The sequence below is a fragment of the Mesorhizobium sp. L103C131B0 genome (assembly GCF_000502275.1).
Taxonomy (GTDB): Bacteria; Pseudomonadota; Alphaproteobacteria; order Rhizobiales; family Rhizobiaceae; genus Mesorhizobium.
Genome location: NZ_AYXC01000026.1, coordinates 25883 through 52600, shown reverse-complemented (window position 1 = coordinate 52600; position 26718 = coordinate 25883). Strand labels below are relative to the sequence as shown.

General features: G+C 62.6%; 26 protein-coding genes and 1 pseudogene. 22 read left to right on the top strand and 5 right to left on the bottom strand.

Going from position 1 to position 26718, the window contains the following annotated elements; all coding sequences use genetic code 11:
- The first annotated feature begins 1 nt into the window (after position 1).
- On the top strand, positions 2-1132 hold the full coding sequence (locus X730_RS137805; protein WP_050588159.1) for a porin: 1131 nt from the start codon (positions 2-4) through the stop codon (positions 1130-1132).
- A 240-nt stretch (positions 1133-1372) separates the two neighbouring features.
- Complete coding sequence (locus X730_RS137810) at positions 1373-2449, top strand: site-specific integrase (RefSeq protein ID WP_023754782.1); 1077 nt, start codon at positions 1373-1375, stop codon at positions 2447-2449.
- 59 nt (positions 2450-2508) lie between these two features.
- Here X730_RS137810 and X730_RS137815 read toward each other — a convergent pair whose 3' ends face one another.
- Both X730_RS137815 and X730_RS137820 read right to left on the bottom strand, forming a co-directional pair.
- A complete protein-coding gene (locus tag X730_RS137815; protein WP_023709789.1) occupies positions 2509-3411 on the bottom strand; it encodes an alpha/beta hydrolase in 903 nt (300 codons plus the stop codon).
- Between the two features lie 311 nt (positions 3412-3722).
- Complete coding sequence (locus X730_RS137820) at positions 3723-5756, bottom strand: lytic transglycosylase domain-containing protein (protein ID WP_023827508.1); 2034 nt, start codon at positions 5754-5756, stop codon at positions 3723-3725.
- 277 nt (positions 5757-6033) lie between these two features.
- Between X730_RS137820 and dapA the strand changes: the two genes are divergently transcribed.
- The 3 genes from dapA to X730_RS137835 all read left to right on the top strand — a co-directional run bounded on the left by dapA (position 6034) and on the right by X730_RS137835 (position 8210).
- Positions 6034-6915, top strand: a complete 882-nt coding sequence (gene dapA, locus X730_RS137825; protein ID WP_023727558.1) for a 4-hydroxy-tetrahydrodipicolinate synthase — start codon at positions 6034-6036, stop codon at positions 6913-6915.
- 25 nt (positions 6916-6940) lie between these two features.
- Positions 6941-7420 carry an SsrA-binding protein SmpB gene (gene smpB / locus X730_RS137830; RefSeq protein WP_023687280.1) on the top strand — a complete coding sequence of 160 codons (480 nt, stop codon included), beginning with the start codon at positions 6941-6943 and terminating at the stop codon, positions 7418-7420.
- 70 nt (positions 7421-7490) lie between these two features.
- Entirely contained in the window at positions 7491-8210 is a 720-nt protein-coding gene (locus tag X730_RS137835; RefSeq protein WP_023820172.1) for a GH25 family lysozyme, read from the top strand.
- A gap of 268 nt (positions 8211-8478) precedes the next feature.
- Here X730_RS137835 and X730_RS137840 read toward each other — a convergent pair whose 3' ends face one another.
- Together X730_RS137840 and X730_RS137845 are read right to left on the bottom strand one after the other, a co-directional pair.
- On the bottom strand, positions 8479-9144 hold the full coding sequence (locus X730_RS137840) for a uracil-DNA glycosylase (protein ID WP_031197392.1): 666 nt from the start codon (positions 9142-9144) through the stop codon (positions 8479-8481).
- Complete coding sequence (locus X730_RS137845; protein WP_023670234.1) at positions 9141-9722, bottom strand: NYN domain-containing protein; 582 nt, start codon at positions 9720-9722, stop codon at positions 9141-9143. The genes X730_RS137840 and X730_RS137845 overlap by 4 nt, the downstream gene beginning before the upstream one ends.
- Positions 9723-10052: 330 nt before the next feature.
- Between X730_RS137845 and rpoZ the strand changes: the two genes are divergently transcribed.
- From rpoZ to X730_RS1000000166870, 12 genes and pseudogenes are all read left to right on the top strand, one after another.
- Complete coding sequence (rpoZ, locus tag X730_RS137850) at positions 10053-10454, top strand: DNA-directed RNA polymerase subunit omega (protein ID WP_023670235.1); 402 nt, start codon at positions 10053-10055, stop codon at positions 10452-10454.
- Positions 10455-10581: 127 nt separating this feature from the next.
- Positions 10582-12813, top strand: a complete 2232-nt coding sequence (locus tag X730_RS137855; RefSeq protein ID WP_023670236.1) for a bifunctional (p)ppGpp synthetase/guanosine-3',5'-bis(diphosphate) 3'-pyrophosphohydrolase — start codon at positions 10582-10584, stop codon at positions 12811-12813.
- A gap of 80 nt (positions 12814-12893) precedes the next feature.
- Positions 12894-13472, top strand: coding sequence for an orotate phosphoribosyltransferase (pyrE, locus tag X730_RS137860; protein ID WP_023670237.1), 579 nt, complete (start codon positions 12894-12896; stop codon positions 13470-13472).
- An 11-nt stretch (positions 13473-13483) separates the two neighbouring features.
- On the top strand, positions 13484-13864 hold the full coding sequence (locus tag X730_RS137865) for a VOC family protein (protein ID WP_023827505.1): 381 nt from the start codon (positions 13484-13486) through the stop codon (positions 13862-13864).
- A gap of 289 nt (positions 13865-14153) precedes the next feature.
- Positions 14154-14738 carry a DUF2062 domain-containing protein gene (locus tag X730_RS137870; RefSeq protein WP_031197391.1) on the top strand — a complete coding sequence of 195 codons (585 nt, stop codon included), beginning with the start codon at positions 14154-14156 and terminating at the stop codon, positions 14736-14738.
- The gene (gene acpS, locus X730_RS137875) at positions 14735-15148 is read left to right on the top strand and encodes a holo-ACP synthase (protein WP_023670240.1); all 414 of its coding nucleotides are present in this window, start codon (positions 14735-14737) and stop codon (positions 15146-15148) included. The genes X730_RS137870 and acpS overlap by 4 nt, the downstream gene beginning before the upstream one ends.
- Positions 15149-15238: 90 nt before the next feature.
- Positions 15239-15988, top strand: a complete 750-nt coding sequence (lepB, locus tag X730_RS137880; protein WP_023670241.1) for a signal peptidase I — start codon at positions 15239-15241, stop codon at positions 15986-15988.
- Positions 15988-16704 carry a ribonuclease III gene (gene rnc, locus X730_RS137885; protein WP_023692856.1) on the top strand — a complete coding sequence of 239 codons (717 nt, stop codon included), beginning with the start codon at positions 15988-15990 and terminating at the stop codon, positions 16702-16704. The genes lepB and rnc overlap by 1 nt, the downstream gene beginning before the upstream one ends.
- Positions 16701-17627 (top strand): GTPase Era, encoded by a 927-nt coding sequence (gene era / locus X730_RS137890; RefSeq protein WP_023670243.1) that lies wholly within the window; start codon positions 16701-16703, stop codon positions 17625-17627. Before rnc ends, era begins: the two co-directional genes overlap by 4 nt.
- Positions 17628-17672: 45 nt before the next feature.
- Positions 17673-18565, top strand: a pseudogene (locus X730_RS02610) (aminoglycoside phosphotransferase family protein).
- A 102-nt stretch (positions 18566-18667) separates the two neighbouring features.
- Entirely contained in the window at positions 18668-19444 is a 777-nt protein-coding gene (gene recO / locus X730_RS137895) for a DNA repair protein RecO (RefSeq protein ID WP_023827502.1), read from the top strand.
- A gap of 524 nt (positions 19445-19968) precedes the next feature.
- On the top strand, positions 19969-20925 hold the full coding sequence (locus X730_RS1000000166870; RefSeq protein WP_081731663.1) for a TIR domain-containing protein: 957 nt from the start codon (positions 19969-19971) through the stop codon (positions 20923-20925).
- On the opposite strand, the gene X730_RS137900 is transcribed toward X730_RS1000000166870, so the two are convergent.
- Positions 20896-21378, bottom strand: a complete 483-nt coding sequence (locus X730_RS137900) for an NUDIX domain-containing protein (protein ID WP_023827500.1) — start codon at positions 21376-21378, stop codon at positions 20896-20898. The genes X730_RS1000000166870 and X730_RS137900 overlap by 30 nt on opposite strands.
- A gap of 247 nt (positions 21379-21625) precedes the next feature.
- Here X730_RS137900 and X730_RS137905 point away from each other — a divergent pair, with 247 nt between their 5' ends.
- The 5 genes from X730_RS137905 to X730_RS137925 all read left to right on the top strand — a co-directional run bounded on the left by X730_RS137905 (position 21626) and on the right by X730_RS137925 (position 26599).
- Positions 21626-24424, top strand: a complete 2799-nt coding sequence (locus tag X730_RS137905; RefSeq protein ID WP_023827499.1) for a DUF2339 domain-containing protein — start codon at positions 21626-21628, stop codon at positions 24422-24424.
- Between the two features lie 47 nt (positions 24425-24471).
- Positions 24472-24714 (top strand): type II toxin-antitoxin system VapB family antitoxin, encoded by a 243-nt coding sequence (locus X730_RS137910; RefSeq protein ID WP_023687289.1) that lies wholly within the window; start codon positions 24472-24474, stop codon positions 24712-24714.
- On the top strand, positions 24714-25130 hold the full coding sequence (locus tag X730_RS137915; protein WP_023731424.1) for a type II toxin-antitoxin system VapC family toxin: 417 nt from the start codon (positions 24714-24716) through the stop codon (positions 25128-25130). Before X730_RS137910 ends, X730_RS137915 begins: the two co-directional genes overlap by 1 nt.
- Positions 25131-25292: 162 nt before the next feature.
- Positions 25293-25811, top strand: a complete 519-nt coding sequence (locus tag X730_RS137920; RefSeq protein WP_023670250.1) for an RNA polymerase sigma factor — start codon at positions 25293-25295, stop codon at positions 25809-25811.
- A complete protein-coding gene (locus tag X730_RS137925; protein ID WP_023687291.1) occupies positions 25808-26599 on the top strand; it encodes an anti-sigma factor in 792 nt (263 codons plus the stop codon). The genes X730_RS137920 and X730_RS137925 overlap by 4 nt, the downstream gene beginning before the upstream one ends.
- Positions 26600-26718: the final 119 nt, after the last annotated feature.

Genomic DNA, 26718 nt, shown 5'->3' with positions numbered 1-26718 from the left:
GATCGCAGTTTCCGGTGCGCGCGCCGCCGACGCCGTCGTCGTCGCCGAGCCGGAACCGGCTGAATACGTCAAGATTTGCGACGTTTACGGCTCGGGCTACTTCTACATTCCCGGCACCGAAACCTGCCTGCGCATCGGCGGCTATGTCCGCTATGATATCGGCGCCGGCGACGTCGGCGCATTCACGGGTGCGGAGTCGGTCGACCACGAAGATGGCGACGTGCAGGACACCTGGTACAAGAATGCCCGCGCCACCTTCAAGACCTGGACCAACCAGGAAACCGAACTCGGCACCTTGAAGACCTACACCGAGACCCGCTTCAACTTCGGCAACAACAACCGGTACGGCGTCAACACCCCTGATAATCCGAACACCCCCCTCGTCAATGAAGCCTTTATCGATAGCAATCCGGCCGGCATGAAGAGCGTTTCGCTGAACTTCGCCTGGATCCAGCTCGGTGGTCTCCGTGTTGGTAAAGACGAATCGGCCTTCAACACGTTCATCGGCTACGCAGGCAGCGTCATCAACGATACGCTGGTTCCCTACGGCGGCTTCGACACCAACGTCATCCAGTACTACTTCGATGCCGGCAACGGCTTCTCCGCCGTCCTCTCGCTCGAAGAAGGCGCTGGCGTCGTCGGCACCATCGACAGCTATGTTCCGCATGTCGTCGGCGGTCTGAAGTATACGCAGGGCTGGGGGGCCATCACCGGCGTCATTGCTTACGACAGCAACTACGAAGAAGTCGCCGGCAAGGTTCGTTTGGACGTCACCCCGATGCAGAACTTGTCGCTGTTCATCATTGGCGGCTACGGCACCGACGACAATCTGTCGGATCCGACCTGGGCAATCCCGGCCGGCGGCCGCGGCTTCTACAAGCAGTGGGGCGGCAACTGGGCAGTCTGGGGTGGTGGCACCTACACCATCAACGAGAAGACCTCGTTCAACGTCCAGCTTTCGTATGACGAAGACAAGAACTTCGGCGCCGCGGCGAACATCGCCTACGACGTCGTTCCCGGCTTCACGGTCACGGCCGAAGTCGACTACATCAACGTTGGCGACTCCGATTGGACCGATGCCCGGGACGACGACGCCATCGGCGGCATGCTCCGCTTCCAGCGCTCGTTCTAAGAGCTGGCTTACGACAGGTGAATACCAGCCCGGGCGCTTCAACGCCCGGGCTGTTTTGTTTCGTGACTGGGTCAAGACAAGCAGAAGGAACAGGGGGAATCGGCAGCTGAACAGTCCGTAGGGTGAGTTCGTGGGATCCGCTGATGGGCGGGTGAATTCACAACTGCGTGATTAAATCTCTTGAAAGGACGCTTCCAAGCGGGTAGGTCTGACTCTATCCACTCGGGGGTGTGGCAAATTATGACCATCGACGCGATACAAGAGGGCAACCCCTCCGAACATTTCTCAATGTTCTCTTCTCAAAATGCGAAGATAAAATACAGCTACAACAAGATCAGAGAAGTAAAGTCGCACCGGGTCGGGGAGCTTTTTTCAGCATACCGAGACATACTCTGGGATGATGGACGACACAAATACAATGTCAGCTCCTTCATCGGCGAAATAGACGAGATTCTCCTCGGAGAACGGTTCAGCGCCTTTGACCAGAGCACCCTTGATAATCTTATCGGCACCTTGCGCCAGCGCGGCAACAGCAACGCAACCATCAATCGAAAGATGGCTGCCCTCAGCAAACTGCTGCGCAAGGCTTACAAGATGGGAGATATCCACAGCCTGCCCGAGTTCCGCCGCCAGAAGGAGCGGGCGGGTCGGATTCGTTTCCTCGAAAGGGACGAAGAAGCAAGGCTGTTTGCCGCCATCAGGACCCGCAGCGAAGATGCCTACCGTCTCTCGGTCTTTCTTGTCGACAGCGGCTGCCGCCTCGGCGAGGCGCTCGGACTGATCTGGAACGACATCCAGGAACATCGCGTCTCGTTCTGGATCACCAAATCCGGCCGCAGCCGCACCATCCCGATGACCGAGCGGGTCAAAGAGGTGATCAAACTGCCGCCGTCAGAGGGCCGCCGGCCCAAGGGTCCGTTCACCAAACTCAGCCAGGCGCAGTTTCGCGCCATCTGGAACGATGCCAAGGCCGAGGTCGGCCTCGGCGCCGACGACCAGGTGGTTCCGCATATCTTGCGTCACACCTGTGCCTCACGTCTGGTCCAGGGCGGCATCGACATCCGGCGCGTTCAGATGTGGCTCGGCCATCAGACACTTTCGATGACCATGCGCTATGCGCATCTGGCCACCAACGATCTCGACGGCTGCGTTGTCGTGCTGGAAACGCCCCGCGGCGAAGGGCTGTCCGGCGATGGAAAAAACTCCGCCTTCGCGTCGCCGCTGACCACGGCCTCAGTGCCAGCGCCTGCCCAAAAGGGCAAAGCGGCAGCGGCGAAGGCACCCAAGACGCCCCGGAAAAGCTCGAAAGCCAAATAGTTAACCAAGGCTTTCATATACTGCCGCGGCAACCCCAGGATCATATTTGATCTTGGGGTTTACTTTTTCTGGGCAGAATTTGGTACTCCATCCAGGAAAGCCGCGATAGCGCCCGGCAGATTGCCTGTCTCCAGGAAGGGCGCATGGCCCTGGCCCTCGACGGTGATCGCTTCCATGCCGGAATGACGCTTTTGCATCTCGTCGAGTGTGTCGGCCGACAGGAGTTTCGAGTTGGCGCCGCGAATGGCAAGCAAAGGTATGGCCGCCAGCGCCTCGAACTGTGGCCACAGATCCGGCAACGGCTTGCTGAGGTCGAGGCCCGCCACCGTCTGGACCAGCCGCGGGTCGAAATCCGGCAGCAGGAGACCTTCGCCCGTCTCCCGGTAAAGGGCCGACACCATCCGCTCCCAATCCGCTGCCGTCAGCGCGGGAAAATCCGCGCCGTGCGCGACGCGTTGCGCATCGATCGCCTCAGCGCGGCTCTTCGGTTTCGGTGCCGGGTCGAGATAGGTTTGGATATGGGCGAGCCCCGCGGCCTCGATCACCGGTCCGATGTCGTTCAGCACAACGGCTTTCAGCGCGGCTGGCCGCAGCGCGCCGAGCACGTGGATGATCAGCCCGCCGCGCGAGGTGCCGACGAAGGCCGCTTCCTCGACGTTCAGAGCGGCCAGTCCGGCGAGGACATCGCCGGCCTCGATGCCGATAGTGTAGTGGCCGATATCAGGGTCGTAAGCGGACTGGCCGCGGCCGCGATAGTCGAAGGCGATGACCTTGCGCGGATTGTCGGTCCGCTGCGACAGATAAAGCGCCAGCTCATGGAAATCGCGCGCGTTGCGGGTCAGGCCGGCCAGGCAAACGACCTGCCAGTCTGCCGAATTGGTCTCGCCATAGACGCGGGCGTGAAGCTTGAGCCCGTCCGGCGCGGTGTAGAAAAAGTCGGAGAAGCCGTCGGTGCTCGACATATTAAAAGGACTCCCTGGCCGGATTGTCTCCGTCTGCTACAGGCGAGGGTGGGAGCGGTCAAATCGAGGGTTGTCGGCAAGCTGACACTCTTGGAAATGTCGGAGGGACAGCGCCCCCCTCTGTCCTGCCGGACATCTCCCCCACGAGGGGGGAGATTGGCGGTTCAGGTGCTACGCCCTTCCTTCGACGTTGGAGATTGGCGAAATCGGCAATGACAGCTGATCTCCCCCCTCGTGGGGGAGATGGCCGGCAGGCCAGAGGGGGGCGCCAAGGATCGCCAACGTCTGCCCGTGGCGACAGCTCTGCGGCCTCAGCCTCTTCCGTTCACCAAATCCCCAACGATATCGTACTTCCCCGAAATGCGCATCTTGTAGACCTCGTAATTCTCCATCACGCGCTGCACGTAACTTCTTGTTTCGGTGTAGGGAATTCGCTCGATCCAGTCGACGACGGCGTCGATGCCCTTGCCGCGCGGGTCGCCGTACTTGGCTACCCATTGGCTGGCGCGGTTAGGGCCGGCATTGTAGCCGGCGAAGGTCAGCACATAGGAGCCGCCGAAGCGGTCGAGCTGCTCGCCGAGGAAGGCAGCCCCCAACGTCGCATTGTAGCCGGCGTCGCTGGTCAGCCGATCCTGCGAGAAGGTCACGCCGGCCTTCTTCGCCAATTGCTTGGCGGTGCCCGGCATCAGCTGCAGCAGGCCGCGCGCGCCGGCGCTGGAGACGGCGCCGACATTGAATTCGCTTTCCTGGCGGGCGATCGCATAGGCCAGCGCCTTGCCCGAGCCGGATATGTCGGCGGTGTCGGGAATGACGCCCAGCGGATGCGACAGCGCGCCGACATCGATGCCGCGCGCGCCGGCGATCTTGCCGATCTTCAGCGCCATGAAATGATTGCCCTGCTTTTCCGCCAGCACCGCAAGCAGCGCCAGCTCGCCGGGGCTGGTCAACTGCCCGGCGAGGTCGCGGTAAAGCGTCTCGGCATAGCGGTCGTAGCCCGCCTCCTGCAGCCGCTTGATGGCGCTGACGGCTTCGCGGCCGTCAAAGCTTTGGCGGTCGGCAGTGCTTGGCTCGGGATAGACGATGTTCAGCGTGCGCAAGCCAACCCGTTCCGCCGCCAACTGCCCGTAGAAAGTGGTGCCATAGGCTGCCGCCTTGGTGAAATAATCCTTCGCATTGCCGGGACCGCCGACTTCCGCCGCGCGGCCAAGCCAGTAATAGGCGCGTGACAGCGACATCGGTCCCTGCGCGAGATCGGCGATGCGGGCAAAATGGGTCGAGGCCGTCGCAGGATCGTTGAGGCCGCGCAACGCATACCAGCCGGCGTGGAATTCGGCCTCGGCGGCGCTGGCGGGGCTTTCGGCGGCATGCGCGGCAACGATCTTGTAGGCGGTCTTCCAGTCGCCCTGGTCGACCAGTGCGCGCGACAGCACGCGGCGCTCGACCCACCAGGCATCGGGATCGACCAGCGCGTCGCGGTTCGTTGGCGCTTTCATCATCACCGCGGCGGCGTCCGCAAACTTCCGCTGCTTGCGCAGATATTCGGCTTGCGCGAAGAAATAGCCGGCCGATTGCTGCGCGGCAGGCACCGCTTTCAACAGCTTGGCCGCGTTCTTGTCGCCACGCGAGGCGGCGGCCCAGGCATCGGCCAGCGGTTGCGCGCCGGCAAGGGCTGCGACCCGCAGTGCCGAATTCTCCCGGTCGGCATAAAACATCCGTTCCATGCGGAAACGATGGTCGGCAGCCGGAATGATGGCGCCAAACTCCTTGCTGACGGCCGCCTCGTCCCTGGCTTCCAGCTTCTCGGTGCGCCAGAATGGCGACAGCACGGAAAGCGCAGCCTTGGTGTTGCCAAGAGCTACATAAGAACGGGCAAGGATGACCACGCCTTGAAAGGTCAGCGGCTGGCTGCCGTCAAAGGCTTTCACCACGGTCTGCGGCGACGGGCTTTCGCGGTAGAGCGCGCGCTCGCTGTTCTTGCGCAAGGCCATGGTGCCCGGCCAGTTCGGCAGCATCTTTGCGGTATCGGCAATCTCGCTGCTCGGCACATGGTCGCCGCCATAGAGCGCGATTGCCCAGGCCAGGATATGGCGGTCCAGCGAATTGGCCGGCAATGTTTCGCGCACGGCTCGCGCCGCGGCGATATCGCCGGTCGCCAATGCGTCGAGACCGCTTTTCAGCACGACGATACTGGGGGAGGGCGCATCGGTCTGCGCTCTGTCTTGCATGTCGGGCATCGGGATCGATGAGGTCGTCTGCTCGTCGACGCTCTCGTTTGCCGCCGTCCCCACTATCAGCAGGGCAACGGCGCCAAGCAATATGAAGCGGAGTGGCCGACCGGCCGGCATGATCCTGATCTTTCCCTGTTGCGGCACTTTAGATGGCAAGCCCAGGTGCCCGAGAGCCTAGACTTAGGTCGTGAAGAGCCCGTAAACAAAGGGTTATCGAGGCCGTTCGAATTGCGCTTGCTGGCACCATCGGCATGCTTGCCGCGCAACAGTGTCGAGACTATGGTGCGCGGCTTCGCTTTCGGCTAGAAGGCGCCCGATGCAGTCGCCCAAAAGCGGGAACCGGTTTTGGGACGATGACACGCATAAACAAACAAGTCCCAAGGAGTTGGACGACATGCTGAGAGGCTCGCTTACTGCGCTCGTGACACCGTTCGAAAAGAGCGGGCGTTTCGACGAGAAAGCCTTTCGCGCCTTCGTCGAATGGCAACTTGGCGAGGGCACGACGGGCCTCGTCCCGGTCGGCACCACCGGTGAGTCGCCGACGCTGTCGCATGACGAGCATCGCCATGTCGTCAAGGTCTGCATCGATGTGGCCAAGGGCCGCGCTCCGGTCGTCGCCGGCGCCGGCTCCAACAACACCGCTGAAGCGGTCGGTCTGGTGCAGTATGCCGAGCAGGCGGGCGCCGACGCCGCTCTGGTCGTCACGCCTTATTACAACAAGCCAACACAGCGCGGCTTGTACGAGCATTTCGCTGCCGTCGCCAGGGCGACCAAGCTGCCGATCATCATTTACAACATCCCGCCGCGCTCGGTGATCGACATGATGCCGGAGACGATGGGCAGGCTGGCGCACGACTTCAAGAACATCGTCGGCGTCAAGGATGCCACCGGCAAGGTCGAGCGCGTGTCCGAACAGCGCGCCACCTGCGGCAAGGAGTTCATCCAGCTTTCAGGTGAGGATGCCTCTGCCCTCGGCTTCAACGCTCATGGCGGTGTCGGCTGCATCTCGGTGACGTCGAATGTCGCGCCGCGGCTGTGCGCCGAATTCCAGGAAGCCACACTGTCCGGTGACAGCGCCAAGGCGCTGGAATTGCAGGACCGTCTGCTGCCGCTGCACAAGGCCATCTTCCTCGAGCCCGGCCTGTGCGGCGTCAAATACGCGCTGTCGAAAATTGGCAAGGTCGAGAACGTGGTGCGCTCGCCGCTGGTGACCATCGAGGCGTCGACCGCCGAGAAGATCGATGCGGCGATGAAACACGCCGGCTTGATAAATTAAGGATGAGGCGCCACCTCTCCGCATCATGAACCAGGTCAGAAAAGCCGATCCCAACAACAAGACCGTTGCGGAAAACCGCAAGGCGCGGTTTTCCTATGAGGTGCTCGACACGGTCGAGGCCGGCCTTGTGCTGACCGGCACCGAGGTCAAGTCGTTGCGCCAGGGTCAGGCCAACATCCAGGACAGCTACGCCTCGGTCGAGGGCGGCGAGATCTGGCTGATCAACTCCTATCTGCCGGAATATCTGCAGGCCAACCGCTTCAACCACGAGCCCAGGCGGCGCCGCAAGCTGCTGCTCAACAAGCGCGAGATGGCAAAACTGGCGCAGAGCATCGATCGCGAAGGCATGACGCTGGTGCCGCTGAAAATCTACTTCAACGACCAGGGCCGTGCCAAGCTGCTGCTCGCCGTCGGCCGCGGTAAGAAACTGCACGACAAGCGCGAGAGCGAAAAGCAGCGCGACTGGTCGCGCGAAAAGGGCCGGCTCATGAAGGAACGCGGCTAGAACCTCGGGCAGTCCCAGAAAAGCCAGACGTCGGCTTTCAAGTTTCGAACAGCTGCAGCAGCGACACACGATGGGGAAAGGTTTGAAGAACCGGATCATCCTCTGGGGTGCGGCCAGTCTGGTCTTTGCCGGCCTCGTCGCGGCAGGCGGCTTCTTCTATTTCCGGACCTTCTCGCCGGATCGTGACAGCTATCCGGTCAGGGGTATCGACGTTTCCCATCATCAGGGTGAGATCGACTGGCGCCGCGTTGCCGCCGACGATGTCGCCTTCGCGGTCATCAAGGCGACCGAGGGCGGCGACCATGTCGACGATGCCTTCGCCAAGAATCTGCGCGAGGCGCGCGCGGCCGGCCTCGCCGTCGGCGCCTATCACTTCTTCACCTTCTGCCGGCCGGGCGCCGACCAGGCGAAAAATTTCATCGCGGTGGTGCCGCACGACCAGCCGCTGCTGCCACCGGTCGTCGACATCGAATTCGGCGGCAACTGCCCGCAACGCCCGTCGCCGGAGCAGCTGAGCGCGGAACTCCAGGCCTTCCTCGGACCGGTTGAAGCTGCGTTCGGCAAGCCGGCGATCATCTACCTGACCGACGAGGCTGAGGACGCCTATGCCGGGAAAATCGACGTTCGCCCGCTCTGGCGTCGCTCGTTGCTCCTGGAGCCAGGTCGCAACGACTGGATCTACTGGCAGTACCACAATATGGGCCGCGTCGACGGTATCATCGGCGATGTCGATCTGAATGTGCTGAAGGGCGGGCAGGAGAAGCTGGCTGAGTTGTTTGCCGCGCCTTGACCTGGCGTGCTCGACCGGCGCGAGATTGGAACCAAACATCGCGGCGCTGATCGGCCCTACCCAGCGTTCCGGCCAGTCTGCGCGCTAACGAAGGTCGGTTTCAGACCGAGCGCTTCCGGGACTTTCATGATTGTCGCAATTCCGGCTTCCCGTCGCCGCTCAAGGCTTTGGAGAGCGCCTGTCTCGTCATGCCTGCCTTTCGGCAAGCTTCGTCATCCGCGCCCGGGCAAGCCAAGGGCAAGATCGTGCTGGCGGGGTTCTGAAGGCGTTAATTGCGCAGGAAGGCGGCGATGTCGCTGAATACCTTGACAAACATGGGTTCGGTCAAAACACCGGTGTTTGTGTTGTAGCGCGAGCAATGATAGCTGGAAAACAGCGTGACGCCGCCGGCCGGCAACTGACCGCCGTGCTTGAACGGATAGGCGGCGACGCGCTGGCCCAGCGCCCTGACGGTCGACTGGTGGGCGATGGAGCCCAGCGCCAGCAGGGCGCGCAGTTTGGGAAAGCGTGCAATCGTCGGCACCAGAAAGCTGCGGCAAGTGGCGATCTCGGCGCCGACCGGCTTGTTTTCAGGCGGCACGCAGCGCACCGCATTGGTGATCGCGGTGCCGATCAGTTCGAGCCCGTCATCCGGCCGCGCCTTGAACTCGCCGCGGGCAAGACCGTGAGCGATCATCGTTGAGTAGAGCAGGTCGCCGGCATAGTCGCCGGTGAACGGTCGCCCGGTGCGGTTGGCGCCGCGCAGGCCGGGCGCCAGCCCGACGATCAGCAGCTCGACGGCGTCCTCGCCATCAGGCGGCAGGAAAGTCGGCACCGGCGCATTGAACCACGACGGCTCGCGCTGCCGCCAGTCTGCGATGAAATCATGCAGGCGCGGGCAGAGCGGGCAGTCGCGGTCGGGTTCGGGAGCGGCGTCCAAGGCCGCCGCCGTCAATAGTCTTCCTCTTCGACTTCGGCCGGCTCGGGCCTGCGCACCGGCCGTTCGGAGGGATCGCGGCCGACCTCGTTCTTCAGCGAGGTCAAATCGATGAAATGGTCGGCCTGGCGGCGCAGATCGTCCGAGATCATCGGTGGTTGCGAGGCCATGGTGGAGACGATCGAGACCTTGCGGCCGCGCCGCTGCAGCGCTTCGACCAGTGTGCGGAAGTCGCCGTCGCCGGAGAAGATGACATAGTGATCGACAACATCGGCAAGTTCGAGCGCATCGACGGTCAGTTCGATGTCCATATTGCCCTTGATCTTGCGGCGGCCGGTCGAGTCGGTGAATTCCTTGGCCGGCTTGGTCACCACCTTGAAGCCATTGTAGTCGAGCCAGTCGATCAAAGGGCGGATCGAAGAGTATTCCTGATCCTCGACCAGAGCGGTGTAGTAATAGGCGCGCAGCAAATAGCCGCGCTTCTGGAAGCTGGACAGCAGTTTGCGGTAGTCTATGTCGAAGCCGAGTGCGCGCGAGGTGGCGTAGAGATTGGCGCCGTCTATGAAAAGAGCGATTTTTTCACGGGGGTCGAACATGGCAATATTCCTTTTTCGAAATAGGTGGCGGACTAATCGAAATGGGTCGTTATATCGGTCGGCTCGTAAATAAACCGGCTGACCTTTCGTCAACCGAGATAGCGCCAGTTTTACGGCAATCCAAGGGTGCCGGGGCGCACTGCAAGCAATTGTGATCGGAGCCGTGTCGTCGCCGGTAGGCGGGCTTTGCCGGCAAGGCATTCACCGGCGCCAGAGACTGGCATTCGCCAGCCGATGGGGCCACGGCGCCATAATGCTTGTATTTTGGCGGCGTTCGGGTTATGGACCGCGCCTGTTTTCCATCAAATCCAGGCATGAAAGGGGCAATCAATGGCCCGCGTAACCGTTGAAGACTGCATCGACAAGGTCGACAACCGCTTCGAGCTCGTGCTGCTCGCCGGCCACCGTGCCCGCCAGATCAGCCAGGGCGCGCCGATCACCGTGCCCCGCGACAACGACAAGAACCCGGTCGTAGCGCTGCGCGAGATCGCCGACGAGACGCTGTCGCCCGACGACCTCAAGGAAGATCTGATCCACTCGCTGCAGAAGCATGTCGAGGTCGACGAGCCCGAGGCCGACGGCGAGGCGATCGCCGACCAGACCGGCAACGCAGTTGCAGCTACCGATGCCGACGACGCCGAAGAAAACGTCACCTTCGATCGCATGACCGAGGAAGACCTTTTGGCCGGCATCGAGGGCCTGGTTCCCCCGGAAAAGAGCGACGACTACTAATCGCTGCCCTGGACCTGCCGGGAATATGGTTCCGGCACTTCCGTCCCGTGAGTTTCGTGGCTATCTATGAGATGCGCCGTACATCAGTGCGGCGCATCAATCATTTCAGCACCGTGAGAACCCGCCCATGATGCGTCAGTATGAGCTTGTCGAGCGCGTTGCGCGCTACAAGCCTGACGTCAACGAGGCGTTGCTCAACAAGGCCTATGTCTACGCCATGCAGAAGCATGGCCACCAGAAGCGCGCTTCCGGCGATCCCTATTTCTCGCATCCGCTCGAAGTCGCCGCCATCCTCACCGAAATGCACATGGACGAGGCGACGATCGCCGTCGCCTTGCTGCATGACACGATCGAGGACACCACCGCGACGCGGGCCGAGATCGACGATCTGTTCGGCCCCGAAATGGGCAAGCTGGTCGAAGGCCTGACCAAGCTGAAGAAGCTCGATCTCGTCTCCAAGAAGGCCGAGCAGGCGGAAAACCTGCGCAAGCTGTTGCTGGCCATCTCGGAGGATGTCCGCGTTCTGCTGGTCAAGCTCGCCGACCGGCTGCACAACATGCGCACCCTCGACCACATGCCCGAGGCCAAGCGCCTGCGCATCGCCGAGGAGACGATGGACATCTACGCGCCGCTGGCCGGGCGCATGGGCATGCAAGGCATGCGTGAGGAGCTGGAAGAGATCGCCTTCCGCTTCATCAATCCGGAAGCCTACCGCGCCGTCACCGCGCGGCTTGCCGAGATATTCGAGCGCAACAAGGGTGTGCTGACCGACATCGAAAAGGCGCTGTCGGCGCTGTTCGAGAAGCATGCCATCAATGCCGGGGTGAAGAGCCGGCAGAAGAAGCCGTGGTCGGTGTTCCGCAAGATGGAGGCCAAGGCGCTGTCCTTCGAGCAGCTCTCGGACATCTTCGGCTTCCGCGTCGTCGTCGACAGCGTCGAAGACTGTTACCGCGCGCTCGGCGCCATCCACACCACATGGTCGATGGTGCCTGGCCGCTTCAAGGATTACATTTCTACGCCCAAGCAGAACGACTACCGTTCGATCCACACCACCATTGTCGGCCCGTCGCGCCAGCGCGTCGAACTGCAGATCCGCACCCGCGAGATGAACAAGATCGCCGAATATGGCGTCGCCGCCCATTCGATCTACAAGGACACCGGCGGCAAGACGAACGGCGCCGCCCATGCGATCTCGAAGGAGACCAACGCCTATGCCTGGCTGCGGCGCACCATCGAGCAACTGGCAGAAGGCGACAACCCGGAAGACTTCCTCGAAAATACCAAGCTGGAGCTGTTCCAGGACCAGGTATTCTGCTTCACGCCGAAAGGCATGCTGATTGCGCTGCCGCGCGGCGCCACGCCCATCGACTTCGCCTATGCCGTGCACACCGATGTCGGCGACACCTGCGTCGGTGCCAAGGTCAACGGCCGCATCATGCCGCTAATGACGGAACTGAAGAACGGCGACGAGGTCGAGATCATCCGCTCCAAGGCGCAAGTGCCGCCGGCGGCGTGGGAGTCGGTGGTGGTCACCGGCAAGGCGCGTTCAGCCATCCGCCGCGCCACCAAGAACGCCATTCGCAAGCAATATTCAGGTCTTGGTGCCCGCATTCTCGAGCGCGCCTTCGAACGCGCCGGCAAGACCTTCACCAAGGAAAGCCTGAAGCCGGTGCTGCACCGGCTGGCGCGCAAGGACATCGAGGATGTGCTGGCCTCGGTCGGGCGCGGCGAACTTGCCTCGACCGACGTCATGAAGGCCGTCTTCCCAGACTACAAGGACGAGCGCGTCACCGTCAGCGCCCCCAAGCAGCGCGAGGAGGGCTGGTCGAAGATCCGCAACGCCGCCGGCATGCTGTTCCAGATGCCCGGCACCCGAGCCGCGCGCAAGGACAAGGACCAGCCGCGCGATGGCGCGGTGCCGATCCGCGGCGTGCGCGGCGACCTGCCGGTGCGTTTCGCGCCGGAAGGGGCCGTGCCTGGCGACCGCATCGTCGGCATTGTCCAGCCGGGCACCGGCATCACCATCTATCCCATCCAGTCGCCGGCGCTGCAGGCCTTCGACGACCAGCCGGAGCGCTGGATCGACGTGCGCTGGGACATTGACGAGCAGACCAAGGAGCGCTTTCCGGCGCGCGTCTCGGTCACCGCCATCAACGCGCCGGGCTCGCTCGCCGACATCGCCCAGGTCGTTGCCTCCAACGACGCCAACATTCATACGCTGTCGATGGTGCGCACCGCGCCCGACTTCACCGAAATGCTGATCGATCTCGAAGTCTGGGATCTGAAGCACCTCAACCGGCTGCTGTCGCAGCTCAAGGATAATTCGAGCGTCAGCGATGCGCGGCGTGTGAATGGGTGAATAGTGAATAGTGAATAGTGAATAGTGAATAGTGAAAGAAGGCGTTCTCACTACCATTCACCATGGACATGGGGCGAGTTATGAATACCGACGAAGTTCTGGGCATTTTCCGCGAGGCAGGCGCTGTTCTGGAGGGACATTTCATCCTGACGTCGGGTCTGCGCAGCCCGGTCTTCCTGCAGAAGGCGCGCGTCTTCATGCATGCCGACAAGACCGAGCGGCTTTGCAAGGCGCTGGCCGAAAAGATCCGCAAGGCGGTGCCGGGCAAGGTCGACTACGTCGTCGGCCCGGCGATCGGCGGCCTGATCCCGGCCTATGAGACGTCGCGCCATCTCGGTGTGCCAGCAATCTGGGTGGAGCGCGAAGGCGGCGAGTTCAGGCTGCGCCGCTTTGAGATCGCGCCGGGATCGCGCGTCGTCATCGTCGAGGACATCGTCACCACTGGTCTTTCGATCCGCGAAACCATCGACTGCCTGCGCGCGATTGGCGCCGAGGTCGTGGCGGCGGCCTGCATCATCGACCGCTCGGCCGGCAAGACCAATGTCGGCGTGCCGCTGATCGCGCTTGCCGAATATGAGGTGCCGGCCTATCCCGCCGACCGCCTGCCGCCGGAACTTGCCGCCATCCCGGCGATCAAGCCGGGTAGCCGCAACATTTAGGGGACATCACCATGATCGCCGGCATCGATCATTTCGTGCTGATGGTCCGCTCGGTGGAGGACAGCTGCGCCTTCTACCAGCGGGTGCTTGGCCTCAAGCGCCTCGACGAGCCGAACCGGCCGACGGGGTTGCTGTTCGGATCGCAGAAGATCAATCTGCATCAGGCAACGCACACTTTCGAACCGAAAGCCAAGACGCCGATGCCTGGGTCCGGCGATTTCTGCCTGATCGCCGCAAGGCCGCTTGCCGAGATTTGCGCCAGTCTGGAAGCCAACGGCGTTGCCATCGAAGTCGGCCCGGTCGAGCGCACCGGCGCCCGCGGTAAGATGATGTCGGTCTATTTCCGCGATCCGGACAGCAATTTGGTCGAAGTCAGCGAATATCGGGAATAGTCTATCCGCCTCGGCGTCGTCTTCGCGCGGACATTGCCGTCGTCAGGGAGCTTTCATCGATATTGTCCTCAGTTTCGCCCCAATGGCGCTCTTGTTACCCGCCTGCGGCAGACCATCGTTACCCGCCTGCGGCAGACCATCGCGGCGGCGTTTCATTGTTCCGCCGCAAGGCAGTCGCTATATCAAAGTCGTTGTTGCCTTTCTGCGCCCTCGAAGCGCAAGATGGAGCGACCGCGCCCGGCCAGGGATGGTTGCAATTTGGGCGTGACGAACCGGGAACTGGAACAGAGTGCTTTTTCGACGCCGAAAGCCTGATGGCATTCTGGAGCGGGTGCGTACCTATCTGTGGCCGCGCCGCTCGTTTTCGCGCTCGTTGCAATATTTCTCCAAGCGCATCCTGCGGCTGAACGCGACACCGCATGCGGTCGCGGCCGGCGTCGCGGCCGGCGTTTTCGCCTCCTTCTTTCCGCTCGGCTTCCATTTCGCCGTCGCCGCCGTGCTCTGCTGGGTGGTCGCCGGCAATCTGGTGGCCGCCGCCCTCGGCGCGGTATTCTTCGGCAATCCGCTGACTTTCCCGCTGCTGTGGGGAGCGTCCTGGGAAGTCGGCAAGCTGATCCTGCATGAACGCCTGCCCAAGAACGGACCGCCTGCGCATCTTGGTGAGATGATGCACACGCTGTCGTTTGCAAAACTGTGGCATCCGGTGCTCGAGCCGATGCTGATCGGCGCTGTGCCGCTCGGCCTGATCTTCGGGCTGATCTTCTACGGCATCACCCGCTGGGGGATGACAGCCTTTCGCGAGCAGCGCAGGAAGCGCATGGCAGAGCGGGCGCATAAGGCCGGGCACGGCGGACGGGAAGTTCCGGCGGAATGATCATCGGCATCGGCAGCGACCTGATCGACATCAGACGCATCGAAAAGTCGCTGGAACGGCATGGTCAGCGCTTCATCCAGCGCATCTACACCGAGGTCGAACAGGTCCGCTCGGAAGGCCGCAAGGGCCGCGCAGCCTCCTATGCCAAGCGCTTCGCCGCCAAGGAGGCCTGCGCCAAGGCGCTTGGCACCGGCCTGGCGCAGGGCGTGTTCTGGCGCGACATGGGGGTCGCCAACCTGCCCAGCGGCGCGCCGACGATGGCGCTGACCGGGGGAGCGGCGGCACGGCTGGCCAAAATCCTGCCACAGGGGCACAGAGCGGCGATCCACCTCACAATCACCGATGATTTCCCGCTTGCTCAAGCCTTTGTGATCATCGAGGCGTTGCCCGCCGAACAAGCGCCACATTGATTGCATCAGACGACCGCTATCTAACGCCGACTTGACGTTGCCCAGCGCGCGCCGAGACTCTATACCATCCAACGCACAATCGAGGACGACATGAGCGTGGCTGAAAAATCCGAGAAGAAATCCGGCGGGCTTGGCGAAATCGTCAGCGTCATCATCCAGGCTTTGCTGCTGGCCATGGTCATCCGCACGTTGCTGTTCCAGCCCTTCTCGATCCCGTCCGGCTCTATGCGGCCGACCTTGCTCGAAGGCGACTATCTGTTCGTCACCAAATGGTCCTACGGCTTCTCGCGTTATTCGCTGCCATTCGGCCCCGACATCTTTTCCGGCCGCATCTGGGGTTCCGATCCGAAGCGCGGCGACGTGGTGGTCTTCAAGTTCCCGCCGGATCCGTCGCTCGACTACATCAAGCGCGTCGTCGGCCTGCCGGGGGACAAGATCCAGATGAAGGACGGCCAATTGTTCATCAACGGCCAGGGCGTGCCTCGTGTGAAAACCGGCCAGATCCAAAATCCTGATATCACGGAAGTGCCTGAGCCGGTCGACGTCTATCGCGAGACCCTGCCCAACGGCGTCAGCTACGACACGCTCGACCTGACACCGAATTCGATCACCGACAACACCCGCGAGTTCGTCGTGCCCCCCGGCAACTATTTCATGATGGGCGACAACCGCGACAATTCCTCCGACAGCCGCCTCAGCGTCGGCTACGTGCCGGCGGAGAACCTTGTCGGCCGCGCCAACATCGTCTTCTTCTCGATCGCCGGGAAGGCGAGCCCGCTCGAGATCTGGAAATGGCCGTCGCTGGTGCGCCTGTCGCGCCTGTTCCATTTCGTGAATTGATGGCTTTGAAGCGCCCGACGGGTGAAACTCTGGCCGATTTGGTGACAGCCAAAACCGGCCATTCCTTCCGGGATGTCCGTTTGCTCGAGACCGCGCTGACCCATTCCAGTGCGGTCAAGGCAAGCAGCAACAACCAGCGCCTCGAATTCCTTGGCGACCGCGTGCTCGGCCTGATCGTTGCCGACCTGCTTTTCGAAAAGTTTCCTGAAGCGCCGGAAGGTGAAATCGCCCCGCGCTTCAATGCCCTGGTCGATGCGCGGACATGCTCCGAGATCGGCATTGAAATGCAGCTCGAAGATCTGGTTCGGGCCGACGCTGCCTTGAAGGCGCGCTCGCGCGGCTCGGGCGGAAACTATCTGGCGGATGCGGTCGAGGCGCTGATCGCGGCGGTCTATATCGACGGCGGCCTCGATGCCGCAAGGCAATTCGTCCTGCGTTACTGGGAGCCGCGCTCGCAAAAGGTGGTGGCCAAGCCGCCCAATCCGAAATCCGACCTGCAGGAATGGATCGCCAAGACCAGTGATGTCAGGCCCGAATACGCGATCGAGAAACGCGAGGGACCTGAACATCAACCGGTTTTCACGGTGTCCGTGAAGGTCGGCGGTTTTGCGCCGGCAAGCGGCACGGGCGGCTCTCGCCGCGCAGCCGAAGAAGCGGCGGCATCGGCGTTTCTTATGCGCGAGGGCATCTGGGCCAACCAAGGGAGTGCGGCGTGACCGGCAGCGAAGATCTCCCTCCGGCAGCGGAGGCCACGCATTCCGGCTTCGTTGCCCTGATTGGGGCGCCCAATGCCGGCAAGTCGACGCTGGTCAACCAACTGGTCGGCGCCAAGGTGTCGATCGTCACCCACAAGGTGCAGACCACCCGCGCCATCGTGCGCGGCATCGCCACGCATGACAACGCGCAGATCGTCTTTGTCGATACGCCCGGCATCTTCAAGCCGAAGCGCCGGCTCGACACCGCGATGGTGACCACCGCCTGGGGTGGCGCCAAGGACGCCGATATCGTGCTTCTGCTGATCGATGCCGAGCGCGGCATCAGGGGCGACGCCGACGCCATCCTCGAGCGGCTGAAGGACGTCCGCCAGCCGATGGTGCTGATCCTCAACAAGGTCGACCGGGTCAAGCACGAGGCGCTGCTGGCCCTGGCTGCGGCAGCAAACGAAAAGGTGCCGTTCAAGCGCACCTTCATGGTCTCGGCGCTGACCGGCTCCGGCTGCAAGGATTTGCTCGACTATCTCGCGCAAGCGCTGCCGGTCGGCCCCTGGTACTATCCGGAAGACCAGATCTCGGACCTGCCGATGCGCCAACTGGCCGCCGAGATCACCCGCGAGAAGCTGTATCTGCGGCTGCATCAGGAGTTGCCCTATTCCTCGCATATCGAGACCGAGAAATGGGAAGAGAAACCGGACGGCTCGGTGCGCATCGACCAGACCATCTATGTCGAGCGCGACAGCCAGAAGAAGATCGTGCTCGGCCACAAGGGCGAGACCATCCGCGCCATCGGCCAGTCGGCGCGCATGGAAATAGCCGGCATTCTCGAGCAGAAAGTGCACCTGTTCTTGTTCGTCAAAGTGCGTGAAAACTGGGGCGACGACCCCGAACGCTACCGTGAGATGGGGCTTGAGTTTCCCCATTGAGCTTCATCGTCTAGAAATGCCGCTCCGGCAGTTTGAGACGATGACATGCCTGATCCAAAACCGACCATCGATACCGATCTCGTGCGCCGGCTGGTCAACGCGCAGTTTCCGGAATGGCGGCATCTGCCGGTGAGCCCGGTGACGTTTGGCGGTTGGGACAACCGAACCTTCCACCTCGGCAATGATATGACTCTGCGGCTGCCGAGTGCCGCACCATATGCCTTGCAGGTCGAAAAAGAGCACCGCTGGCTGCCCAGGCTGGCGCCGCTTCTGCCGCTGCCGATCCCGGTTCCACTGGCGATGGGCGAGCCTGGGGAGGACTACCCCTGGCAATGGTCCGTCTACCGCTGGATCGACGGCGAAACAGCCAAGACCGCCGAAATCGCCGATCGCCCACAGTTCGCGGTCGATCTGGCCAAGTTCCTCATTGCGCTCCGGCGGATCGATCCGGCGGGCGGGCCGCCCGCGGGCCAGCACAATTTCTTCCGCGGCGGATCGCCGAGCGTGTATGACAACCAGACAAGGGAAGCACTCCAGGCGCTGGAGGGGCAGATCGACACCCAGGCGGCCACCGCTGTCTGGGATGCGGCCCTTGCCGCCACCTGGCAAGGGTCGCCCGTCTGGTTTCACGGCGACGTCGCCTGGGGCAACCTTCTGGTCCAAAACGGCCGTTTGAGCGCCGTCATCGACTTCGGCACCTCCGGCATCGGCGATCATCCTGCGACCTGGCGATCGCCTGGACGTTCTTCCAGGGCGAGAGCCGGGAGGCGTTCCGCGCCGCCATCGACGTCGATGAAGCGACCTGGGCGCGCGGCCGCGGCTGGACGCTGTGGAAGGCGCTGATCACGGTTGCCGGACACGACGCCAACCAAGCCGAAGCCGAGCGATCGCGCCGCGTCATCGACGACGTCCTGGCCGATCACCGGGAATTCGCGTGATCAGAGCCTTTCGACGATGTGTGGGGATCCAATGTCAGCACAGATCGCACGCGGCGCGCCAAAATCTTGATTTCGCCACGCAACCGGTGACAAGCTCCTGCCATGGAATGGCGCGACGAGGGAATCATACTCGGCACCCGCAAGCATGGCGAAACCAGCGCCATTCTCGAGGTAATGACGCGTGCGCATGGCCGCCATCTCGGCCTGGTGCGCGGCGGGCGCTCGCGCAAGCAGCAGCCGGTGCTGCAGGCCGGCAACCGCGTCGACCTTTTGTGGCGGGCACGCCTCGACGAGCATCTCGGCACCTTCCAGGCCGAGGCGATCGAGATGAATGCCGCCCGGTTGATGGACAGCGCAGTCGCCGTCTACGGCCTGCAGACCATGGCCGCGCATCTCAGGCTCCTGCCGGAGCGCGACGCCCATGGCGGCCTGTATGAGACGCTTGCCGTGATGATCGCCCATCTGGACGATTCGGATGCCGCCGGGGAACTGGTGGCGCGCTTCGAACTGCTCATCCTCGACGAACTCGGCTTCGGCCTCGATCTCAGCCAGTGCGCGGCGACCGGCGCCAGACAGGATCTGGCCTATGTCTCGCCGAAATCCGGCCGCGCGGTTTCGCGCCAGGCCGGCGCGCCATGGCGCGACAAGATGCTGGCGCTGCCGGCCTTCCTGCAGCGCGGCTCCGGCTTGCGGGCGGACCACGCGGCACTCGAGGACGCCTTCCATTTGACCGGTTTCTTTTTCACCCGCCATGTCTACGAGCCGCGCGGCATCGAACAGCCAGACGCCCGCGCCGGCTTTCTCGCCGCCTTGCGCAAACATCATGCGCCAGGTAAGGCGATCGGCGCCAAAGCCTCCGCCAGAGGCATTGTCAGATAAGCGAAGCGGAAACTCCTACTCGGGCTCTCATCGTTCGGTCCGTATTGTTCCCTATATGTTCGAATCCCGAAATATGTTAAGCATTGGCAAATGGGGATTCGAACCTTGGAACAAAAAATAGCTCATCTTGGAATGATCCAAGGTATCATTGGCCGGATGGCATCTGACAGCCAGACCTTGAAGACCCTAGCCATAACGGTCGCTGCCGCAATCATAGCACTTGGCCAGACCCAGGTCGGAACGCCGCCCGGCTCGACGCCATCTTACCTTCCACTGATCGCGATTTTTCCGATTCTAATCTTCTGGGGACTGACAGCCAAACAGCTGCACGTGGAGCGGGCTTACAGGCGCCTATACGATGCAGTTCGACTAGATGAGGAAATCTCTCCATTTTCCATGAACTGGCGAGAGTTCCGACATCAGGTTGCAAGCCCTTTCAGACTGGCGTTTTCTTGGACTGTCGCGTTGCCCTACATAGGGGTCGTAATTATCTTAGTGGCTGTTTGGCGCTACGGAGGTCATCCATGACCGACGAAACCGGTGACTTGCTCAAGGCTATTGTCAACGCTCTTACAAGGAGCGACCCGCCACCTAACTCGGTTAGGGGGCTTGTTGCAGGTTCGACTCCTCGGCGTGATAACCCATCCAATAGCTTGTTGGGTTCGATATCTCCGGCGCCGGCACCTAATTCGCTTGAGAGCTCGCTTGGCGAATTACTTAGAGGTTTGGCACCTCGTCGCGAAAATCCGTTCAATAGCTTGCTCGGTTCGCTGGCTCCGCAGCCTCCAGAAAATCTGATGGGCCTGCTGAGTCTTGGCTTTAAGGGATTGGGGGCGCCGACGATTCCGAGACCTCCTCTACACGTCGAACCGAAGAAGCGTGGGATTTTCTTTTCTTTCCATTACGCAGACATTCATCGAGTGAACAACGTACGCAATGCGATGCAATTCCAGAAGGATGTTAAAGACGCCAGTTGCTTTATCGACAAGAGCGTTTGGGAAAAGGCGAAACTTACTGCCCCAGAATCTCTGAAGGGCATGATCCAGCGAGAAATGCAATTCAGTTCAGTGGTCTGCGTTCTATTTGGTTCTGAAACATGGGCTCGACGCTGGGTTCGCTATGAGATCGCACGGAGCGTCATTGAGAAGAAGGGCCTGATGGCTGCAAGCATCAATAGTTTGCCCCACATTCAGGACGGGGTCTCCCACACCACAGGTCCAAACCCGTTGGAATACATGGGGGTCGGAAAGATTGAAGACGGGACAGATCGCCTTTTCGAAGTAGGGGATGATGGTCGTTGGCGTCGCTATCGCGATTACCACTTGCCTGTATCTTTGCCGAAGTATCTTGCCACACCATCACCCGGACATCTTTCTCCGCTCAACAGAGGTGCAATGACCTACGACTTCCAGCAACAAAATGGTTGGAAGAACTTGGGCGAGTGGGCTGATCTAGCGGCCAAGTTGGCAGGACGCCTGTAGCCGCCTCTGCACGAAATCGTCGAGAATGACGCGCTGGCCTTTCAGTATTTTGAGGCTTGCCTCGGCGAAGGAAAACCAGCCGGCCCTGTCGATTTCGGGAAATTCCCTCGTCACGCCTGACCTGGGCGGCCATTCCATCGTGAACATGTTGCTTTTAACGGCATCGGGATCGAAATCGGCTTCGACACTCCAGGCGATGACGATCTTGCCGCCGGCTTGCCGATAGCTGCCGACAGGTTCGAAATCGCCATCGATGCTGACTCCGAGTTCTTCCCCAGCCTCGCGCCGGGCGGCGGCCAACTCATCTTCATTGTCCTCGACGAGGCCCTTGGGGATCGACCAAGCGCCTTCATCCTTCCTTGCCCAGAATGGGCCGCCGGGATGGACGAGCAGAAATTCGAGAATGCCGGCCCTTGTCCGGTGGATCAGCAGCCCTGCACTTCGTTTCGGCATTCGATTTCCCCACAGTTCATCCGAGGATAGCATGGCTCCTGGGCAAGTGGCGGCGGCATGCCATTCCTGGCTATCTCAGATGATGGGTGAGGATAAAGACCGTAGGCCGCTGGAATTTGCCGACGAAACATGCTCGATAACTTCTTTTCGGCCACCATTGCGGTGGCGTGACTTGAATAGCCGTCTGGGGTGGCCGTGTGGCCGCCGCAATTGTCAGTGAAAACTGGCCTGGTTTGGGGGAACCGCCATGTTTGAAAGCCTGATTGGCGCCGTCGTCGTTATCGTGCTTTTTGTCCTCGTCTTGCGCCAGCAGGGCCGCGTCAGTCTGATCGAGCGCGAGCTCGGAGCGCTGCGCAGCCTGGTTCTGTCCGGCGTGCATGCGACACCGCCCGTTGCCAAACCGGTCGAGCAGGTTGCAAGCGCACCGGCGGATGCCGCTCAGGCCACCGCACCAGTTGCCGACATAGCTTCGCCAACAACAGCCGACGCGGCACATGCCCAGGCACCGGCCGCCGAAGCCGATGCGGCCACCAGCGAGGCCGTGCCAGAACTGTCAGCCGCGGCCAAGGCGGCATTCACCGGATCCGCGCCTGCCGCCACGGCGAAGGCAGCCCGCCAGTCCGAGGTCGAAACCGCGCTCGGCACACGATGGGCGGTCTGGGTCGGCGGCGTCGCGCTGGCCCTGGGCGGCCTGTTCCTGATCCGCTACACCATCGAGGCCGGCATTTTCGGCCCCGAAGTGCGGCTGTCCCTGGCGGCGCTGCTCGGCCTGGTGCTGATCGGCGGCGGCGAGTTCATCCGCCGCACCGGCTTCAAGGTGCCGGTGCAAGGGGCTGCAGGCGCCTATATTCCGGCGATCCTGACGGCTGCCGGCGCCTTCATTCTGTTCGGTACGGTCTATGCCGCGCACGCCATTTACGGTTTCGTCGGCCCGGCCTTCGCTTTCGCCGTGCTCGGCGCCATCGGCGTAGCGACCATTGTCGCCGCTCTCGTCCACGGTCAGGCCCTGGCCGGCATCGGCCTTGTCGGCTCGATGGCGACGCCGGCGCTTGTGTCCTCGCAGGCGCCCAACCCATGGGCGCTGTTCGTCTACCTGGCGATCGTGCTTGCCGCCACAGCCGTGATCGCCCGCATTCGCGACTGGAAATTCCTGATTGCGGCCGCCTTCTTCGGCACCGGCGCCTGGACCATCGCCTACATGATGAGTACGCTCGTCGCCGACCTTGCCGTCATCCGGTTCGCCGACCTTGCCGTCGTCCTGTTCATCGACGCGGTGACGCTGGCGGTGCTTGCCTTTGTTTGCCTGGGCAGTCGTGGCGGCGAAGCGGAACCTGCAAAGGCGGGCTTCGACTGGCCCTCGATCATGCCTGGCGTTTTCGTTGCGTTTTCAGCGCTAGGCCTGTCCGTCGACACGACGCTGGTCGCCGCCGGTGGCGCCTTGCCGGGCGCCTTCGTCCTCGTCGCCCTTGTCGCTACCGCACTCTACCGGCCGCGCGCGCTGTCGCTGCTGCATGCCGCCGGCGTGGTGAGCGTGATGATCCATCTCGGCATCATTCCGCCCACCACCATCGGCTCCGACATAACCCAGGGGAATATCGGCTTTGACGGCATGCCGGTGGCGGCCGGAAATCCGTTGACGCTGCGCATCGGCATTGCCCTCGGCCTGGTTTTCATCGGCGCCGGCTTCTGGGCCGCACGCCGCTTCGCCGCCTCAGCACGGGTCCGCGCGGCATGCTGGGCGGCATGGGGCGTCGCTTCGCCGCTGCTTATTCTGCTGACGCTGTGGTTCGCCTACGGCAATCTCGACCGCGACCTTGTCTACGCAGCGATAGCTGCCCTTCTGGTCGTCGTCTTCGCCGCCGGCGGCGAATGGATTGCGCGCGCCGAACAGCCGCCGCTCAAGGGCAACGTCGCCGTCTCCTTCGCGCTTTGCGGCTCGGCTCTGGCCGGGCTCCTGATGCTGCACATGGCCTTCGGTTCCGGCTGGACGACCATTCTTGCCGGCGTTGCCGCCATCGTGCCGGCGCTGGCGACGCGGTGGCGCAGCTATCCGGTGCTTGGCTGGATTTCGGCAGGCGCGGTCGTTGCCGTGCTGGGCCGCGTCGCCTTCGATTCGACCATCGTCGGTGCCGAGTTCCTGACGACGACGCCGGTGTTCAACTGGCTGCTGCCGGGATACGGCGTACCGGCGCTGGCCTTCGGCTTTGCCGCCTGGCAACTCGCGCGTACCACCCCCGCACTACCAACAACTGGCAATGGCCGGCCGCGCCTTGCGATGGAGGCGGGTGCAGCCCTGTTTGCGCTGCTCACCGTCGCCATGCTGGTGCGCCACGCCATGCATGGCGGCGTCATCGACACCGGCCCGGTGACGCTCGCCGAACAGGCGATCTATACGCTGATCGCCATCGGTGCCGGCGCGATACTGGTGGCCATCGACATGCGCTCGCCAAGCTCTGTGCTGCGCTACGGCTCGATGGCCGCCGGCGTGCTCTCGGTCGCCTTCATCGTCCTCCAGCATTTCCTGGTGCTCAATCCGCTGTTCACCGACGAATCGACCGGCCAGATCCCGGTGTTCAACCTCTTGTTCCTGGCTTACCTGTTGCCGGCCATAGCCGCCGGCGGGCTGGCGCTCTATGCCAGGGACAAGCGGCCGCCATGGTATGCGCAGATGCTGGCGGTAGTGGCGGCATTGCTTGTCTTCGCCTACGCCACACTGTCGGTCAGGCGCGTGTTCAAGGGCGAGTTCATCGGCCTGTGGAGCGGCCTCGGGCAGCTTGAGACCTACACCTATTCGGCGCTCTGGCTGGTCATTGGCGTCGTGCTGCTCACCGCCGGCGTCTGGCTGAAGTCGCAGGTGCTGCGCATTGCCTCGGCGGCGCTGATCGCGATCGCCGTGGTAAAAGTCTTCCTATTCGACATGTCGGAACTGGAAGGCGTGCTCAGGGCGCTGTCCTTCATCGGTCTTGGCGCCGTGCTGATCGGCATCGGCTTGTTCTACCAGCGGCTGCTGACGCGGGCGGCGAGGGAGGCCAACGCCGCAACTTGAAGTGATATACAAGGTGGAATATATGAATATCCAACGGAGGATATTCGATGCCGCTCTATATCCGCGACGACGAAGTGGATGCGCTGGCCAGCAGATTGCAACGCGAGACGAACGCTCCGAGCAAAACGGAGGCGGTGCGGGTCGCGCTCGTGCACGAACTTGAGCGCAATCGAGCGAAGGTGCCGCTGCGCGACCGGATCGCCAGTCTTCAGGACAGGGCCAGGAAGCTTGGCCTGCCCAATCCCGATTTCGATATGAAGAAGTTCACCGACGAGCTGTGGGAAGACTGATGTTTGTCGACGCGTCGGTGATCGTCGCCATTCTCAACCAGGAACCTGGGTGGGAGGAATTGCTGAAGCAGCTATCCGGTTTTTCCGGGCAGGTCTGGGTTTCTCCGTTGGTTCACTTCGAAGCAACACAGGCATTGGCACGGGCTGGCGCCGGCCCGCGCAGACCCAGCGCTGAAGCCCTTCTCCATGCCCGCGATCTGATCGATGAGTTCATTGTGGAGATCATGGGAGAGAGTCTGGCCATTGACGACAACATCAGCTCTCGGGCCATTGACGCGAGTGCCCGTTACGGCAAAGCCGTTGGCCACAAGGCGGATCTGAATCTCGGGGACTGTTTTGCTTACGCCTGCGCGAAAAGCCGCGATCTTCCACTGCTGTACAAAGGCCATGATTTCGCGCAGACCGATTTAGGATAATTCGGCCCTCTTGTTGATTGCGGGGAATAATTTAGCCGATCACCTCGTTATCTCAGTGCTTGGGTGACCGGGGCGGCAGACCGCTTCGCGCTGGCCGCTTGCGCCGCGCCGGGAAGGCGCGTTCAATCGGGTTAAACAAGGGCGACCTCAGAACCAGCGGTCATGGACGAAAAGAAGGCAGCAATCCTTGGCGAAATACCGCGCTTGCGCCGCTACGCACGCTCGCTTCTGCGCGACCGCGAATCCGCCGACGATCTCGTCCAGGATTGCCTCGAACGAGCGCTCTTGCGGCTTGAAAGCTGGCAGACGGGAGAAAGCCCCCGGAGGTGGCTGTTTACGATCATGCATCATTTGTTCATCGATCAGATGCGCAAGGTGAACCGGCGCGGTGAGGCGGCGATCCTGCCGCTTGACGCAAACGAGGCGCAGGCAGTCCCCGCCGAGCAGGCGGAGAACGCCGCCTCGCGCGAGATCATCGACGCATTGCAGGCGATCAGCCCCGACCGTCGCGCCGCTCTCGTCATGGTCGCCATCGAAGGATTCTCCTATGCCGAAGCCGCCAACATTCTCGGCGTGCCCGCCGGCACGCTGATGTCGCGCATAGCGCGCGGACGCGAGGAGCTGCGCAGCCTGCTCGATGACACGGCGCGCCGCCGCTCGATAAGGATCGTCGAGAAATGACCCGCCGCGATTTTTCCGAACGCGATATCCACATGGCTCTCGACGGCGAGCTGCCGGGCGACGAGCGCGCCGCCTACGACGCCTGGATCGACGCCAATCCCGAAATGAAGGCGAAAAGCGCCCGCTACACCGCCGACCGCGCCGCGTTGCGCGCCGCCTTTGCCGGTGTGCTCGACGAGCCCGTGCCGGTGCTGTTCAAGCAGATCGTTAGCGGTGAAGGCGCGACCAAAGCGGCGGCGCGGCAGTCGCGCTGGTGGCTTGCGGCCGCGGCGGCCGCAGTGCTCGTCATCGGCGGTCTTGGCGGCTATTTTGCCGGCATCGACGGCATCGGCAGGGAAGATGGCGCCGATGACCAACTGGCCGAAGAGGCTATCGCCGCCCATGTCATCTATGCCGCCGAACAGCGCCATGCGGTGGAAGTGCCGGCAAGCGACAAGGATCACCTGCAGACCTGGCTGTCCAACCGCGTCGGCTTGAAACTGGTGGCGCCGGATCTGGTGGCGGAAGGCTTCCAGCTGGTTGGCGGCCGGCTGCTGCCCGCCGGCCAGGGCAAGGCAGCGATGCTGCTTTACGAGGACGCCAAGGGTCAGCGCATCTCCTTGTTCGTTACCGCTGATTCCTCAGCCAAGTCCAAGGGCACCTACATGGCCGACGCCGACGGTCCCGAGGCGGTCTACTGGCTGGACAAGGGCTATGCCTGCGCCGTCGTCGGCTCGCTGCCGCGCGAGCAGCTGGCTGCGGTCGCCAAGCGCGCCTACGGTCAGCTTCTGGCCGGTATCGCCAGTTGAGCACATTCGGTTTTGGCGTCATGCGCCGAGGCGGCGCCGCACCTGGCGGTGCCGCGGTCACCGCCCGCCACTCGCGGTGGAACTGTCACAATTCGGCCCTATTCAAGGTGCGATAGCGC

Coding starts and splice junctions, on each gene's coding strand:
- X730_RS137815 (WP_023709789.1), bottom strand. CDS start 3,411: ATGTCGAGCACCGACGGCTTCTCCGACTTTTTCTACACCGCGCCGGAC.
- X730_RS137835 (WP_023820172.1), top strand. CDS start 7,491: ATGGGGAAAGGTTTGAAGAACCGGATCATCCTCTGGGGTGCGGCCAGT.
- rpoZ (WP_023670235.1), top strand. CDS start 10,053: ATGGCCCGCGTAACCGTTGAAGACTGCATCGACAAGGTCGACAACCGC.
- X730_RS137915 (WP_023731424.1), top strand. CDS start 24,714: ATGTTTGTCGACGCGTCGGTGATCGTCGCCATTCTCAACCAGGAACCT.
- X730_RS137905 (WP_023827499.1), top strand. CDS start 21,626: ATGTTTGAAAGCCTGATTGGCGCCGTCGTCGTTATCGTGCTTTTTGTC.
- X730_RS137910 (WP_023687289.1), top strand. CDS start 24,472: ATGCCGCTCTATATCCGCGACGACGAAGTGGATGCGCTGGCCAGCAGA.
- X730_RS1000000166870 (WP_081731663.1), top strand. CDS start 19,969: ATGACCGACGAAACCGGTGACTTGCTCAAGGCTATTGTCAACGCTCTT.
- X730_RS137855 (WP_023670236.1), top strand. CDS start 10,582: ATGATGCGTCAGTATGAGCTTGTCGAGCGCGTTGCGCGCTACAAGCCT.
- X730_RS137920 (WP_023670250.1), top strand. CDS start 25,293: ATGGACGAAAAGAAGGCAGCAATCCTTGGCGAAATACCGCGCTTGCGC.
- X730_RS137925 (WP_023687291.1), top strand. CDS start 25,808: ATGACCCGCCGCGATTTTTCCGAACGCGATATCCACATGGCTCTCGAC.
- X730_RS137820 (WP_023827508.1), bottom strand. CDS start 5,756: ATGCCGGCCGGTCGGCCACTCCGCTTCATATTGCTTGGCGCCGTTGCC.
- smpB (WP_023687280.1), top strand. CDS start 6,941: ATGAACCAGGTCAGAAAAGCCGATCCCAACAACAAGACCGTTGCGGAA.
- X730_RS137845 (WP_023670234.1), bottom strand. CDS start 9,722: ATGTTCGACCCCCGTGAAAAAATCGCTCTTTTCATAGACGGCGCCAAT.
- X730_RS137810 (WP_023754782.1), top strand. CDS start 1,373: ATGACCATCGACGCGATACAAGAGGGCAACCCCTCCGAACATTTCTCA.
- lepB (WP_023670241.1), top strand. CDS start 15,239: ATGAGCGTGGCTGAAAAATCCGAGAAGAAATCCGGCGGGCTTGGCGAA.
- X730_RS137865 (WP_023827505.1), top strand. CDS start 13,484: ATGATCGCCGGCATCGATCATTTCGTGCTGATGGTCCGCTCGGTGGAG.
- rnc (WP_023692856.1), top strand. CDS start 15,988: ATGGCTTTGAAGCGCCCGACGGGTGAAACTCTGGCCGATTTGGTGACA.
- pyrE (WP_023670237.1), top strand. CDS start 12,894: ATGAATACCGACGAAGTTCTGGGCATTTTCCGCGAGGCAGGCGCTGTT.
- X730_RS137900 (WP_023827500.1), bottom strand. CDS start 21,378: ATGCCGAAACGAAGTGCAGGGCTGCTGATCCACCGGACAAGGGCCGGC.
- recO (WP_023827502.1), top strand. CDS start 18,668: ATGGAATGGCGCGACGAGGGAATCATACTCGGCACCCGCAAGCATGGC.
- acpS (WP_023670240.1), top strand. CDS start 14,735: ATGATCATCGGCATCGGCAGCGACCTGATCGACATCAGACGCATCGAA.
- dapA (WP_023727558.1), top strand. CDS start 6,034: ATGCTGAGAGGCTCGCTTACTGCGCTCGTGACACCGTTCGAAAAGAGC.